This is a genomic window from endosymbiont of Ridgeia piscesae (assembly GCF_001443665.1).
Taxonomy (GTDB): Bacteria; Pseudomonadota; Gammaproteobacteria; order Chromatiales; family Chromatiaceae; genus Endoriftia; species Endoriftia persephonae.
Window position 1 is genome coordinate 72,218 of sequence record NZ_KQ557124.1, and the last position, 13,571, is coordinate 85,788.

A 13,571-nucleotide genomic window follows, 5' to 3' on the forward strand; every position below is an offset into this window, starting at 1 on the left:
CGCTTGACTCGGACTACAAGGTTGAAAATGAATCAGGAACAACAGCGATCACAGCTAAAACAACTGATTGCAAAAGGTAAGGAACAGGGCTTCCTAACCTATGCGGAAGTCAACGACCATCTGCCCGAAGGCATCGTCGAGCCGGAGCAGATCGAAGACATCGTGCGCATGATCAATGACATGGGGATCACCGTACACGAAACCGCCCCCGACCTTGAAGACAAGACCCTGAGTGACGAAGCCGTCACCAGCGATGATGACGCCGCCGAAGAGGCCGCCGCCGCGCTGGCCAGCGTCGACAGCGAGTTTGGCCGCACCACCGACCCGGTACGGATGTACATGCGCGAGATGGGCACCGTCGAGCTGCTGACCCGCGAAGGCGAACTGCGTATCGCCAAACGCATTGAGGACGGCCTCAAACAGGTCTCCGCTGCCCTCGCCACTTTCCCCGTCACCATCGAGATGCTGTACAGCATGCTCATCAAGGTCGGTGAAGGGGAGAAGCGTATGGCGGATGTCATCAATGGCTTCATCGACCCGAACGAAACAGACGAGATCCCCATCCCGCGCCCCCCTCGAGCGAAAGATAGTGGCGACGAGGAAGATGAAGAACCCGTCGATACTGGCCCCGACCCTGAAGAGGTTGCCGCCAAGACAAAGGAACTAGGCAAGCGCTACAACGCCCTCTGCAGCGCACTCAAGAAGCATGGCCGCAACAATCCCAAGACCCAAAAGGCGCTCGAGGCCTGTGCTGAAAGCTTCCTCGAGTTCAAACTGGTCCCGAACGCGTTTAATCACCTTGTCGCCAGCCTGCGTGACACCATCGCTCGGATTCGCGCGCAAGAGCGGATCATCATGAATATTTGTGTCGACCGGGCGCGTATGCCCAGAAAGGAGTTCATCGCTTCTTTCCCCGACAACGAAACCAATCCGGACTGGCTGCAGCAGCAACTTGATGCCGGTAAATCCTACAGCGAACCGCTGCGAGAGTATGCCGACGATATCGCCCGCGCCCAAAAGCGCCTGATCACTCTCAAGCAGGAGTGCCAGCTCACCATCAGCGACATCAAAGAGATCAATCGCAAGATGTCCATAGGTGAGGCCAAGGCCCGTCGCGCAAAGAAAGAGATGGTCGAGGCCAACCTGCGCCTGGTGATCTCCATCGCCAAGAAGTACACCAACCGTGGCCTGCAGTTCCTCGATCTAATCCAGGAGGGAAACATCGGCCTGATGAAGGCGGTGGACAAGTTCGAATACCGGCGCGGCTACAAATTCTCGACCTACGCCACCTGGTGGATTCGTCAGGCCATTACTCGCTCCATCGCGGATCAGGCACGTACCATCCGCATCCCTGTACACATGATCGAGACCATCAACAAGCTTAATCGCATCTCCCGTCAGATGATCCAGGAGATGGGCCGCGAGGCCACCCCGGAAGAGCTGGCCGAGCGCATGGAGATGCCCGAGGACAAGGTCCGCAAGGTTCTGAAGATCGCCAAAGAGCCGATCTCCATGGAGACCCCGATTGGCGACGATGAAGACTCCCACCTGGGCGACTTCATCGAAGACTCCGGCGTTGTCTCGCCGGTCGACTCGGCCACCTCAGAGGGCCTGCGCGAAGCGACCCAAAACATGCTCTCCGGGCTCACTTCCCGTGAAGCCAAGGTACTGCGCATGCGTTTCGGTATCGACATGAATACCGACCACACCCTGGAAGAGGTCGGCAAACAGTTCGACGTCACCCGCGAACGCATCCGGCAGATCGAGGCCAAGGCACTGCGCAAGCTGCGCCACCCCTCCCGCTCCGAGCGGATGCGCAGCTTTCTGGACAACGAATAAGCTGGCGGGATAGACCCGCCCTCTTTTCAGCAGCGTTTTATCTGCTAGAATTCGCGCCGTCCATAACGCCTTGCGCCTGTCGGCGGCAAATCCCACCGGGCCCTTAGCTCAGTTGGTTAGAGCAGGGGACTCATAATCCCTTGGTCGTAGGTTCGAGTCCTACAGGGCCCACCAATGAAAACAAATAGTTACAGAAGGTTCCAGGCCACCTGGCAGATCAACTCAATCCAAGCAAATCTTCTTTAGAGAGATCAGACGCCAGCACTTTGAACACCAGCCGGGAATAATGGCTCATCGCCTGCTGGTCTTCCAGTAGCCGGGTGGGATCTTCCTTATCTTTGCTATGTGCCAGCATGGTCAGCACCGCGCTGGTTACCGGCCTTTGCAGGTCGCCACCCTGCATCATCTGCTCTTCGCTGTTGCTGGCTTCGATCTGTTAGCGCACGGTGGGATCACGGCGCGCCTGTTCACCGATAGCCAGCAGGTCGCCCATGCGGTTGATGTGATCCCCTTCCGAGAGCCCCTCGCCAAATAGGCTGTTCAGAGAACGAATGATCTCACTGATCCATTCACGGGTGCGATCGCAGCCTGGGCCGATACCACCGGCCACTGGGCGCAACTCGGGAGCCTCCTCCTTCACCCCAAGCGTTATATCGGTCCCCTCGCGCTGATAGAGCTTGAGGTGGGTCATGCGCAGACTGGAAAGATCGGTCTCCGTCATCGGCACATTGGCCAGCCGTTTCACAATTAGAGGCGGATAAAGCGACTGAGCTTCTCCAGCTCCGGATCAGCCAGCGGCACCACCTGGGCGATGAACTCGTAGAGGCGTACAAACTTGCCCATACCGTCACGCAGCTTCATCAGTGTGTCACACTCGGCGGCGTATTCGCCGCGTTGTGACTCCGCCTCTTCCGCGCCGCGCTCATCGCCCTCTCCGTCGCGGCGGTCGGCCACCTGCTCCCAGCGTGCGATGGTGTCGTTCAACTCCTTCAGGCGACCGTTGAAGCGCTGCACCGCAGGCACCCCGGCCAGCAGCGCCTCGGCCAGCCTGGCGCTCTTGGCGACGTTGTCACCAAAACCGCTGCCGCGCTCGATCCCGGCCACCACACCCTTTCAAAACGGCGCAGTACGGTGAAGGGGAGGATCACCAGGCCGTATTCCGATTGTTTGGAATCGCCGCGTAGCAGCTCCGCCACCGACCAGATGAGACCGCCGAGGTTTTTTTGTTCCATGTGTTAGCCAGAATTATCGTTATTGGACCGAAGGGGAGCCTCTGTATGAGGGCGCTATAGTAATTCACTCTCCCGTCCTGTGAAATTCCCATGAAAAGTGTATTTGAATATCACCATGAACTTATTTGCTGTGACGATGCCCAACTAAGTGATACAAAATATTTATATATGCATAAGGAGATATTTCAGTGTCTGCATTGATCGACAATTTTCCCTACAACGGCGTGGTGACGGTGAACCGTGTCATTCTGAAGCCTGAGTACACCGTAGACGACCTCCAGGAGCGGGTCGCTTATCTGTGTGAGAACGTGAAGACCTACCACTCGGATACAGGTTTCGTGGGGGGCTTCGTCTCCCTCAACAGCGGCAACATCTCCAATGAGGGGAGTACGGTGGGCCAGGCGGTGGAGAGCCCGCTGAAGGGGCGCGAGGCGCTTATCGTCACCTTCTGGAACTCCTTTGAGGAGCACGAACAGTCCCATCGCAGTGAGACTTTCCAGCCGTTGTTCAACAAGGTGCTGGAGTTGTGCGAGAACGGCAATGAAGAGATCGCCTACGAAATGCTCTGGTCCGGGCGCGCCTACACACCTGAAGAGGCGACCAAGGCGCGTGAGACGAAGGCGGCGCATCTGCACGCGGCGGCTTAAGTTCCTCCCGCTTATAAAACCCCAGGTGGGTCATCCGCAGGCCGGAGAGATCGATCTCAGTCATTGGCACATTGCTGATAAAACGACTGAGCTTCTCCAACTCCGGATCACCCAGCGGCACCCACCTGGGCGATGAACTCGTAGCGGCGTACAAACTTGCGCATGCCGTCGCACAACTTCATCAACGTTTCGCGCTCGGCGGCGCATTCGGAACGCTGCATCTCAGCCACCGACCAGATGAGGCCGCTGATGTTTTTTGCTCCATATGCCGCCCTGTTTATTGCTTTTCTACAGGGTGGCCAGTTGTCTGACATCCCTGTGCTTCATATTCAATATTAAGTGTCTTGACTGAGAATTCGATGACAAGGCGGTAAAGTGCTCAGCAAACTTCGTGTGAGCGCAGCAGAATCTCGGAATTACCCAGGGCACCGACCCTAGGAAAAGCCGATCTGCACGGATCAGCAGCTCATCCCTGAGCACTAAATCCGCTTTGAGGCGACAATGAGAGGGTGGGGATCAGACGCGAGGCAGAATAATTGGCAAGCTTTGCCAGATAGAGCTACAACTCAATCGCATACTTTTTCATGCGGTAGAGCAAAGTATCCCGCGAGAGTCCGAGGAGACGGGCTGCCTTGCTGCGGTTACCACTGGTGCGACCCAAAGCCTGTTGGATGAGATTAGCCTCCAACTCATCCAACACTAATCCATCATCCGGCAGGACAAAATCCCTACCGGAGGCCCCATCCAGCCGGGACTGTTCGCGGATCTCAAGGGGAAGGTTTTCCGCCCGGATAATCCGATCACTGAACAGGATAAGCATGCGCTCACTCAGGTTTTTCAGCTCACGAACGTTGCCGGGCCAGCTATAACGTCGCAACAGCTTCATTGCTGTTTTGGAGTAGATGGGCGGGGCCAGCTTATATTGTTCCGCCAGTTCATCAGTCAAGCCCTGAAGCAGGCCCTCGATATCCCCCGAACGATGCCGCAAGGCTGGCAGCTCCAAGGGTACGATGTAGAGACGGTAGTAGAGATCAGCCCTGAAGCTACCTTCCTTTACTGCTTGTGCCAAATCGCGGTTAGTCGCGGCCACCACGCGCACATCCACCATCTCGGGCTGGGCTTTTCCCACCGCCTGGCACTCGCCAGACTCAAGGAAGCGCAGCAGTTTTGCCTGCGCACTGAGGGGCAGTTCCGAAATCTCATCAAGGAACAGAGTGCCTCCAGCTGCCGCCTGCACCCTACCCGGTTGGTCTGAGACAGCACCAGTAAAGGCTCCCTTACGGTGGCCGAACAACTCCGACTCCACCAGCTGCTCAGGCAGAGCGGCACAATTGACGGTGAGAAACGGTCCATCTGAGCGACGACTGCAGCCATGCAGGGCGCTAGCCAAGAGTTCCTTACCCGTACCACTCTCGCCGCTGACCAATACGGTCGCGTCGGTTGCGGCTACGATCCTCATCGCCCGGAGCACACTCAGGAACTCCGGCGCCTTACCCAGCAGATTTTGTCTTATCGCATGCATTTTTTCAGCCTATCTCATCACCTGATCCTACAAAATGAGAAGGATCAAATACCCCCAAAAATAGTAACGTCACCAATCCATTTTTTAAACCCACTCTCCTCGAGAATTCTATTTGTCTCTACCTTTCTGCACCACCCTGTTGCTCCAATTTTGTCATCATCGGCCAATAAGGATTTTCATTCTTGGGATGATCGTGAAACCCCTCCCAAAATCGTTGAACCCAAGGCGATATGCAGGCTATCTGATAGGAAAATGTGACTTCGTCACTTAAGCCCCCTGCCTTTGCCACCGATACTTCGAGTGTCATTTTTATAGGCCATCCTGTGGGTAGAGTCATGAAGCTGTTACGTACCATCGCCGCGATCACCCTCTCCACCAGCCTGCTTGCCGCCTGCGGCGGCAGTGGTGAATCAGTCAGTACACCGGTCGGGGAGACCGGCGAAACCTCCAGTCGTGTCGCCTTTGACGGCAGTGTTGGTGACGGCCCGGTGGTCGGTGCCATTGTCAGCATCCGCGACCGCAACTTTCGGCTGCTCGCCACCACCAGCAGTACCGACCGGGCTAGCTTCAACTTCAACGGTGAGATCGCCGACAGCGCCTTCCCGCTGATCATCGAGGCGACCGAAGGCATTGACCTAGTCACTAACGCCGCCCCCGACTTCGTTCTCAGCGGGGTAGTGATGACACCCTCGCAGACGCGGGTCAACCTAACGCCGCACACCACCATGATGGTGAAGAGTGCACTGGCGATGGAGGGTGGGCTGACACAAGCCAACCTGGAGCGCGCCAGAAGCGCTGTCACCACCCGCCTCAACTTTGGCCTGGATACCAGCAAGGTGCCCGATCCGATGAGCACCGAGGTGACTATCGACAATGTCACCGAGATGACTCTGTCGAGCGAGGTGTTCGGCGAGATGGCACGCCGCACCGCCTACTGGATAGGCGGTAATGTCAGCGAGGATGATATCTTCACCGCGCTAGCAGCCGACCTGGTCGACTCGGTGCTGGATGGCCGAGGTGCCGAAGGCACGGTGGCGCGCTACACCGCGATCGCCCATGTGGTCAGCGCCCAGGTGTTGATTGAGGCGATGCTCGACGGCCTGCAGGTCAACAATCAGCCAGCCAACACCGCCCTGGACGACGCCATCGACCAGGTGCTCAGCACCGCTGATCGCTCGATACGCCGCTCAGTGACCGAGGTCAACGTCAACAGCCTGATGCTCAGCCAGGCTCAGGCAGCACTGGCCGCTGCCCAGGCGATCGACCCAAACATCCCGCTGGGGGATCTGCTGAGCCTGCTAAGCGGGCTGCAAAACGGTACCGCGGGCAATACCGGCGAGGCACTCAGCAACGCCGGTGTCGACAACTCTCTGAGCAGCGGTTTGGATCAGACCATCTCCATCGTCGCCAACAGCAACAACAGCGGCGTTGAGCAGGTCAATCAGGTGGCCAGCGGTAGCGATGGTAGCTCAGGTAGCGGCAGCGAATCTGCCAGCACTGTTGACGCTGCCGGCAGCATCACTTCCACCGGAGATAACAGTAATGCTGGGAGCACAAATGGGGGTGATAGCTCAACCGGCACTGTAAACACTGTCCCCACGGCCATCGCAGACAATGCCGAAACCAACCAGAACAGCTCAGTCATCATCGACATATTGGCCAATGACAGCGGCATAGACAACAGCCCTATCACCTTGACCATAGCTGCTAATCCCAACTCAGGGAGTGTACAGGTCAATTCTGACGGTACCATTAGTTACCAACCCAACAACGGTTTTTTTGGTTCTGATCGCTTCAGCTATCAGCTAATGGATACGGACGGTGATTCAGCCATGGCAGAGGTCACCATCACGGTCAATTGCACTAGCAACTGCAGCGCGCAGCTACGTCTCACCTGGAGCGAGAACACTACCGCACAGATCAGTGGCTATAAGATCTACCACGGTACCAGCAGTGGTAACTATGATGAGGAAATCTGGGCCGGCGATGTCACGAGTTACGACTACACTGCCGAATCACTTGGCAATCACTACTTTTCTGTCACCGCAGTCGACACAGATGGAAATGAGTCTGCCTACGCCAATGAAGTTGCGATACAACTATGATAAACATCAGTCCTGAGGCTCTTATCGCCGGCCGCAGCCGGCGATTTTATTTTTGATGTGACCCGGTTCCTCGAACCACCTATTTCGCACTTTATACTGAGCCGAAAGACCCTAGGAGGGCGACTGTTGGCTCATTTAGATCCTGTTTCAAATATCCCCTGCCAACCATCCTGGCAGACGCTGCTAACAACAGCCAAGCAACGATTGCTCAGCTTGCCCTTGGCTGCACTGCTCATTCTCATGTTCGACCTTGCCTGCCCGGTCCAAGCAGCAGCCGACCTGGTGGCCCGTGGCGCCAGTTACATCGAAGAGGGGCATCCGGAAAAAGCCCTTGATCTCTTCAGCAAGGCGGTGAAAAAAAATGACCCAGCCGGTGCATTTGGTCTGGGTGTACTCTATTTTCAGGGCATCGGTGTCGACAAAGATCCAGTAAAGGCGACCAACTGGTTCCTGTTCGCTGCCAAACAGAATTATGCCCCAGCTCAGTTCAACCTCGGTAACGCCTACCTCAGAGGACGCGGCGTCCCAAGCGACAAGGGAAAAGCGGAGTACTGGTGGCGCCAGGCCGCCCTCCAGGGTTATCAACGCGCCCAGTTCAACCTTGCTTCGCTACTGCTCAATGAACGGCCAGATCCGCCAGCCAAAGAGGAGGGTATTGCCTGGATGCGCGCAGTAGGCCTGCAGGGGGCACAGAATGCAGTCGATCTGCTGGATGAACTTGGAGAACCCCTGGATTACAGCGACATTGCGATCGACTGGTCACGCGAACCACTCCGCAGCGAAGCCCGACTGCTGACCTTCCCGCCCAACCACTATGTGATTCAGCTGATCTCCGCCCGCCTCTTCAAAATCAGCCGTCGATTTCATCAACGAACACGATCTGGGAGGAAAGGCGCTGCTGTTTCGCTTTCAGTACAAAGACAACTCAACCTGGATCGGCGTCACCATGGCCGACTATCCAAGCAAGAAAGAGGCGCTGGCCGCACTCGAAACCCTCGACGAAAAATTCAAGCGGGGCGCCTGGGTACGTACAGTCAAAGCGATTCAGCAGTCGATCAAGAAAGCACGTGCAGAGGCCCCCTGACCTCCCCGCCACTATCGATCAAATCATCATTCGCTATCGGCCGGCATCCGGGTCGCCTGGTCGGCAAACACCTCCCGGGTAATCTCCAGAAAACGCTTCGCCTGGGGCGAGAGAAACTTCCCGCGTCGCAGCACAATGCCGTAACTACGGTCCGGGAAATAGCGCCCGAGCGGGATCTTCGCCAGATTCTCATCGCCGCTGAGACAGAGATCTGTGACGATGGAGATACCCAGGCCGATCTCCACATACTTTTTGATGACCTCCCAGCCGCCAGCCTCCAAGGTGACCTGATAGCTGGCATTGTGTTGTTCAAATACCAAATCGACCATGCGCCAGGTGCTCAGATGATGCGGCGGCAGAATCAACCCATAGGGGCTGATATCGTGCAGTGTAACCTCAGACTTGCTGGCCAACGGGTGATCCGGGGGGGTGATCAGCGCCGGTCCATAGTTGACCACCGGCTGATAGGTTACATCGTCGGGTACCTCCAACATCGAGCCGATGGCGAAGTCGGCCTCATCGGCACGTAGCATCGCCATGCCATCACGCCCGGTTACATTGTGCAGCTTCAGGCGGATACCGGGATACTGGGCCGCGAAACGGCGCATCGGCTCAGGCAGGATGTAGAGGATCGTCGACTCACCAGCGGCGATGTTGAGCTCGCCATTCTCCAGCTTGCCGCAGTAGGCAGAGAAGGTCTCCTGCAGCTTATCCATTCCCTCGACCAGAGGCTGCGACAGTTTATAGAGGATTTCGCCCTCCGGGGTCAGCTTGATCTTCGGCCCACGACGCTCGAACAGCACCGTATTGAGCTCCCGCTCCAGCGCCTGAATCTGTAGCGAGACAGTGGGCTGACTCAGGTAGACACGTTCTGCGGCTTCGCTGATCGAACCGGTCTGCGCTGCATGGCAAAACGCTCGTAGCTGTTTCAGACGATTTTGCTTGTAGTAGATCTGGGGCGTACTCGACATATCTCTATCCGTCATTGAGAGCGGGGCGCCCCAATAGTAAGTTCTCCAACAAAAATCACCAATACTTCATCTGGAAATTATTTATTTATTCAATCAAGGCCTAGCTGATAAGCGGGAAAGGAAGAGGAGGATTTGCCCGTATCCCCCTCCCCTCGCTGCTATTTTGTCTATCCTTTTAGGAGGCTGTCGGGTTTGGCCATTTGAAGCGAAAGTCACTGGGAGCAAATCAAATCAGTTTATCGCCAGAGGAGAATAGCCCGGCTATTTGACGAGGGGGATAGGCTGATTTGATCGCTATCCAGGGATTTGCAGCCAAACAGTGTTAAATCCGACAGCCCCCTGTTGCAGTGACAGAGAGAGCCCGTCAGGCCTTTCATGTCGTAGACGATTTACTCAAGGAACAACACCATGAAGAAACCGGAAGTCAGGCAGGATCCGATGTATCTGCTACTTCGGGAAGGAAAAATCGAGGAGTTCAACCGGCGCCGGGAAGAGGGGCAAAGCTGCGATCTGCGCCATGCAGACCTGCGCGGACTCGACCTGCGCGACCTAAAGGCCGCTGGACTCGACCTCGGCAACAGCTATCTGCGCCAGACCGATCTGCGCGGGCTCAACCTCCAAGAGACCAATCTGGAAGGTGCCAGCATCAACGGCGCCAAGATCAGCGGCACTTTCTTCCCCAAGGCACTCTCTGCCGAGGAGATCACCCTGTCACTGGTGCATGGTATACGCCTGCGATACCGCTGAGGCAGGTGGGGTGCTCCTTAGGGGGTATCCAGCTGAGCAAGGATGTTGCGGGCAACCCGGCGCTGATCGGCATCACCCTCTTCGAGAATCTCGTAGAGCAGATCGCGCGCAGCCTCTACCTCACCCTGATCCCTCAGCTCCTGCACCTTGCGCAGCTTTTTCTCAACCTGCGCCTCCGCACCTTCGATCGCATCCAGCTCCGCTTCCATCTCATCGTCGGTGAGCGGCACAAAACGATCCGGATCGGTGTAGTCGTTGGCCGGGTCGATCTCACTGCCCATCGCCGGAGCTTCCGGTTCCTCAGCTACCGGAGCCTCATTTGCAGAGGCCAGCGCAGCGCCCTCCGGCACCGCATCTCCTTCAGTCGCCTCCCGATCGCGGATGAAACCACGGGAGAAGAACACGCCCAGCTCAAACAGCACCCACATGGGAAACGCCAGCAAGGTCTGGGAGATCACATCCGGTGGTGTCAGGAACATACCAACGACAAAGGCGCCGACGATGATATAGGGACGCTTTTCGCGCAGTTTTTCCGGTGTAGTCACCCCCATCCAGACCAGGATGATGGTGGCGATAGGCACCTCGAAGGCGATGCCAAAGGCAAAAAAGAGAGTGATAACAAAGTCGAGATAGCTACCCATGTCGGTGGCGATCTCGATACTTTCCGGCGCAGTGCTGGTCAGAAACGCAAACACCAGCGGGAAAACGATGAAGTAGGCGAAGGCCATCCCCAGATAGAAGAGAAAGGTACTGGAGACCAGCAGCGGCACCACTAGGCGCTTCTCGTGTTTGTAGAGCCCTGGCGCCACGAACGCCCAGAATTGGTAGAGGATAAACGGCACGCACAGGAACACGGCTGCCTGCAGTGCTAGTTTAAAGGGGATCAGGAAAGGATCGATCGGCTTGGTGGAGATCATGCTGCTGCCTTCTGGCAGCACTTCCCGCAGCGGCACAGAGACCATCAGGTAGAGGTCATTGGCAAACGGAAACAGCACCAAAAACAGCACCAAGACCGCCAACACCATGCGCAGCAGGCGGTCACGCAGCTCCAGCAGATGCGAGACAAGCGGTTGCTCTGCGACCGTATTACCCTGATTTTCAGCAGTCATGGTGGCTAGGGGATCTACTTCTCAGCGCCAGGGATCTCACGATCCTCAAAGGTGTTCTTGGCATCGTTGACAGCCTTCTCTGAGCTACGCTTCACTTCAGACAGGTCCTTCTGCGTCTCTTCGATCACCTCATGCAGCGGATTCATCTGCTGCATCTGCTTTTGCATGATCTCTTTCAGCTCGTCGGCCTTGATCTCTTTATCGATATCGGCCTTGACGTTAGCCAACAGCTTGCGGCCATGGCCGACCCATCGACCCACCGTCCGCGCTACTCTTGGCAGGCGTTCAGGTCCGATCACAACCAGCGCCACCAGGGCGATAACGCTGAGTTCCCAGAAACCGATGTCAAACATAGATCAAAACCAGGGAAAAGCTGCCAATGGCAAGAATGGATTAAACCTTCTCTTTCTCTTTGGGAGTGACCTCACCCTCGATGGTGGTGCCCTTCTCGTCCTCGCTGATCTGCTCACGCTTCTCGGCATCAGCCTCAGCCTGCTTCTCACCATCGGACATCGACTTCTTGAAACCCTTGATCGCACCACCCAGATCACCGCCGATATTCTTCAGCCGTTTGGTGCCGAACAGCAGCAGGACGATCGCCAAGATGATCAATAACTGCCAAATGCTGATACCACCAATACCCATTTTACTCTCCACTCTCAACCGGTCCAAAAGGACCAGGTTTGATTATCGTATCTAACGTTGTCCGCCGGGACATTCGCCCCGCCGCTCGCGAATCACTCTCAAAATCACCGGCGCATCATACCCCAGAAGCGTTACTACCGTAAGCACTGGCGAAACCACCTGATCCGGGAACGAAACCTCAGCGACTCCGATTCGTCTTCTCTTCCAGGCCAGAGAGCCCGAAACGCCGCTGCAACTCCCGCAACACATCGTCTGGGCCCAATCCCTGCTGCGCCAGCAACACCATACTGTGGAACCAGAGATCGGCCGTCTCATAAACGATCTTCTCCGCCACCCCGTCCTTGGCGGCCATCACCGTCTCAGTGGCCTCCTCGCCGATCTTCTTCAGGATCGCGTCCAGCCCCTTGGCGTAGAGTTTCGCCACGTATGAGCTGTCGGGATCCGCCCCCTTGCGCTCCTCTAGCACCTCAGCCAATTGTTGCAGTACGTCGCTCATAGCGATTCCTCAACCGTAGATCTGATTCGGGTCTTTGATCACCGGCAACACTTCGACCCACTCATCGCCGTGCAGTTCCCGATAGAAACAATTGTGACGCCCAGTGTGGCAGGCGATACCGCCCTTCTGCTCCACCTCCAGCAACACCACGTCGGCGTCGCAGTCGACCCGGATCGACTTCACGATCTGTTGATGGCCCGACTCCTCGCCCTTGTGCCAGAGTTTCTGGCGTGAGCGAGAGAAGTAGACAGCATGGCCGGTCTCCCGGGTCAGTTGCAACGATTCCCGGTTCATCCAGGCCATCATCAGGATCTTGCCAGTGCCAGTCTCTTGGGCGATGGCGGGCACCAAACCTTTGTCGTCCCACTTGATCTGGTTGATCCACTCGCTCATCAGAGGCGCACCTCCACGCCCTGATCGCGCATGAACTGCTTCGCCTCGCCGATACTGTATTCGGCGAAGTGGAAGATGCTGGCCGCCAGCACCGCATCGGCGGCACCCTGTTTGACGCCATCCACCAGGTGCTGCAGGTTGCCGACTCCGCCGGAGGCAATCACCGGGATCGGCACCGCCTCGGCGATGGCGCGGGTCAGTTCATTGTCAAAACCAATCTTGGTGCCGTCTCGATCCATGCTGGTGAGCAGGATCTCGCCGGCACCGTAGTCGGCCATTTTCTTTGCCCACTCGATGGCGTCGATACCTGTGGGCTTGCGTCCGCCGTGGGTGAAGATTTCCCACTTCGACGGCTCGCCCTCACCACTCACCCGTTTGGCGTCGATGGCGACGACGATGCACTGGGAGCCGAACCTAGTGGTCGCCTCCTTGACGAATTCCGGATCGGATACGGCAGCGGTGTTGATCGCCACCTTGTCGGCGCCCGCGTTGAGCATGCGCCGTACATCATCGACGGTACGGATGCCGCCGCCCACAGTAAGCGGAATAAAGACCTCAGAGGCGACCTGCTCCACCACGTGCACAATGGTGTCGCGGTCGTCGGAGCTAGCGGTGATATCGAGAAAGGTAATCTCGTCGGCACCCTCTTCATTGTAGCGGCGCGCCACTTCCACCGGGTCGCCGGCATCGCGTATCTCGACAAACTTGACGCCCTTGACCACCCGGCCGGCGTCCACGTCGAGACAGGGAATAATGCGTTTGGCTAGCATGTTATTTCTTG

Annotated in this window: 17 protein-coding genes, 1 tRNA gene and 1 pseudogene; 7 read left to right on the forward strand and 12 right to left on the reverse strand. The window is 56.9% G+C overall.

Annotated elements, in window-relative coordinates; genetic code table 11:
• Positions 1-27 precede the first annotated feature (27 nt).
• Together rpoD and Ga0074115_RS06735 are read left to right on the forward strand one after the other, a co-directional pair.
• A complete protein-coding gene (gene rpoD / locus Ga0074115_RS06730; RefSeq protein WP_057955248.1) occupies positions 28-1,839 on the forward strand; it encodes an RNA polymerase sigma factor RpoD in 1,812 nt (603 codons plus the stop codon).
• A gap of 97 nt (positions 1,840-1,936) precedes the next feature.
• Positions 1,937-2,013: transfer RNA gene (locus Ga0074115_RS06735), tRNA-Ile, on the forward strand.
• Between the two features lie 43 nt (positions 2,014-2,056).
• On the opposite strand, the gene Ga0074115_RS16660 is transcribed toward Ga0074115_RS06735, so the two are convergent.
• The 4 genes from Ga0074115_RS16660 to Ga0074115_RS17240 are packed head-to-tail and all read right to left on the reverse strand — an operon-like array spanning position 2,057 to position 3,071.
• Positions 2,057-2,245, reverse strand: coding sequence for a hypothetical protein (locus tag Ga0074115_RS16660; protein ID WP_232432952.1), 189 nt, complete (start codon positions 2,243-2,245; stop codon positions 2,057-2,059).
• 30 nt (positions 2,246-2,275) lie between these two features.
• On the reverse strand, positions 2,276-2,584 hold the full coding sequence (locus Ga0074115_RS16665) for a hypothetical protein (protein WP_232432953.1): 309 nt from the start codon (positions 2,582-2,584) through the stop codon (positions 2,276-2,278).
• Positions 2,585-2,586: 2 nt separating this feature from the next.
• Positions 2,587-2,943: a hypothetical protein gene (locus Ga0074115_RS16670; protein WP_232432954.1), complete on the reverse strand. Its 357-nt coding sequence runs from the start codon at positions 2,941-2,943 to the stop codon at positions 2,587-2,589.
• Positions 2,829-3,071, reverse strand: coding sequence for a type I restriction-modification system subunit M N-terminal domain-containing protein (locus Ga0074115_RS17240; RefSeq protein ID WP_408642707.1), 243 nt, complete (start codon positions 3,069-3,071; stop codon positions 2,829-2,831). The genes Ga0074115_RS16670 and Ga0074115_RS17240 overlap by 115 nt, the downstream gene beginning before the upstream one ends.
• 188 nt (positions 3,072-3,259) lie before the next feature.
• Between Ga0074115_RS17240 and Ga0074115_RS06745 the strand changes: the two genes are divergently transcribed.
• Positions 3,260-3,718: a hypothetical protein gene (locus Ga0074115_RS06745; protein ID WP_060528350.1), complete on the forward strand. Its 459-nt coding sequence runs from the start codon at positions 3,260-3,262 to the stop codon at positions 3,716-3,718.
• A 559-nt stretch (positions 3,719-4,277) separates the two neighbouring features.
• Here the strand turns inward: Ga0074115_RS06745 and Ga0074115_RS06750 are convergent.
• Positions 4,278-5,240, reverse strand: a complete 963-nt coding sequence (locus Ga0074115_RS06750) for a sigma-54 interaction domain-containing protein (RefSeq protein WP_060528351.1) — start codon at positions 5,238-5,240, stop codon at positions 4,278-4,280.
• Between the two features lie 335 nt (positions 5,241-5,575).
• Between Ga0074115_RS06750 and Ga0074115_RS16680 the strand changes: the two genes are divergently transcribed.
• The 3 genes and pseudogenes from Ga0074115_RS16680 to Ga0074115_RS16690 all read left to right on the forward strand — a co-directional run bounded on the left by Ga0074115_RS16680 (position 5,576) and on the right by Ga0074115_RS16690 (position 8,429).
• Positions 5,576-7,345 carry an Ig-like domain-containing protein gene (locus Ga0074115_RS16680; protein WP_232432955.1) on the forward strand — a complete coding sequence of 590 codons (1,770 nt, stop codon included), beginning with the start codon at positions 5,576-5,578 and terminating at the stop codon, positions 7,343-7,345.
• A gap of 240 nt (positions 7,346-7,585) precedes the next feature.
• Positions 7,586-7,876: pseudogene (locus tag Ga0074115_RS16685) on the forward strand (tetratricopeptide repeat protein); the annotation flags it as partial.
• A 415-nt stretch (positions 7,877-8,291) separates the two neighbouring features.
• Positions 8,292-8,429 carry a hypothetical protein gene (locus Ga0074115_RS16690; RefSeq protein ID WP_232432956.1) on the forward strand — a complete coding sequence of 46 codons (138 nt, stop codon included), beginning with the start codon at positions 8,292-8,294 and terminating at the stop codon, positions 8,427-8,429.
• Between the two features lie 26 nt (positions 8,430-8,455).
• Here the strand turns inward: Ga0074115_RS16690 and Ga0074115_RS06765 are convergent, their stop codons facing one another.
• A complete protein-coding gene (locus Ga0074115_RS06765) occupies positions 8,456-9,400 on the reverse strand; it encodes a LysR family transcriptional regulator (RefSeq protein ID WP_198295050.1) in 945 nt (314 codons plus the stop codon).
• Positions 9,401-9,808: 408 nt separating this feature from the next.
• Between Ga0074115_RS06765 and Ga0074115_RS06770 the strand changes: the two genes are divergently transcribed.
• Positions 9,809-10,147 (forward strand): pentapeptide repeat-containing protein, encoded by a 339-nt coding sequence (locus tag Ga0074115_RS06770; protein WP_005964606.1) that lies wholly within the window; start codon positions 9,809-9,811, stop codon positions 10,145-10,147.
• 17 nt (positions 10,148-10,164) lie between these two features.
• Here Ga0074115_RS06770 and tatC read toward each other — a convergent pair whose 3' ends face one another.
• From tatC to hisF, 6 genes are all read right to left on the reverse strand, one after another.
• Positions 10,165-11,256: a twin-arginine translocase subunit TatC gene (gene tatC / locus Ga0074115_RS06775; RefSeq protein ID WP_057955870.1), complete on the reverse strand. Its 1,092-nt coding sequence runs from the start codon at positions 11,254-11,256 to the stop codon at positions 10,165-10,167.
• Between the two features lie 14 nt (positions 11,257-11,270).
• A complete protein-coding gene (gene tatB, locus Ga0074115_RS06780) occupies positions 11,271-11,609 on the reverse strand; it encodes a Sec-independent protein translocase protein TatB (RefSeq protein ID WP_005964601.1) in 339 nt (112 codons plus the stop codon).
• Between the two features lie 40 nt (positions 11,610-11,649).
• A complete protein-coding gene (gene tatA, locus Ga0074115_RS06785; RefSeq protein WP_057955869.1) occupies positions 11,650-11,901 on the reverse strand; it encodes a Sec-independent protein translocase subunit TatA in 252 nt (83 codons plus the stop codon).
• Between the two features lie 178 nt (positions 11,902-12,079).
• Positions 12,080-12,397 (reverse strand): phosphoribosyl-ATP diphosphatase, encoded by a 318-nt coding sequence (locus tag Ga0074115_RS06790; protein WP_060528352.1) that lies wholly within the window; start codon positions 12,395-12,397, stop codon positions 12,080-12,082.
• A gap of 9 nt (positions 12,398-12,406) precedes the next feature.
• Complete coding sequence (gene hisI, locus Ga0074115_RS06795) at positions 12,407-12,790, reverse strand: phosphoribosyl-AMP cyclohydrolase (protein WP_057955867.1); 384 nt, start codon at positions 12,788-12,790, stop codon at positions 12,407-12,409.
• Positions 12,790-13,560 (reverse strand): imidazole glycerol phosphate synthase subunit HisF, encoded by a 771-nt coding sequence (gene hisF / locus Ga0074115_RS06800; RefSeq protein WP_057955866.1) that lies wholly within the window; start codon positions 13,558-13,560, stop codon positions 12,790-12,792. The genes hisI and hisF overlap by 1 nt, the downstream gene beginning before the upstream one ends.
• Between the last annotated feature and the right edge of the window lie 11 nt (positions 13,561-13,571).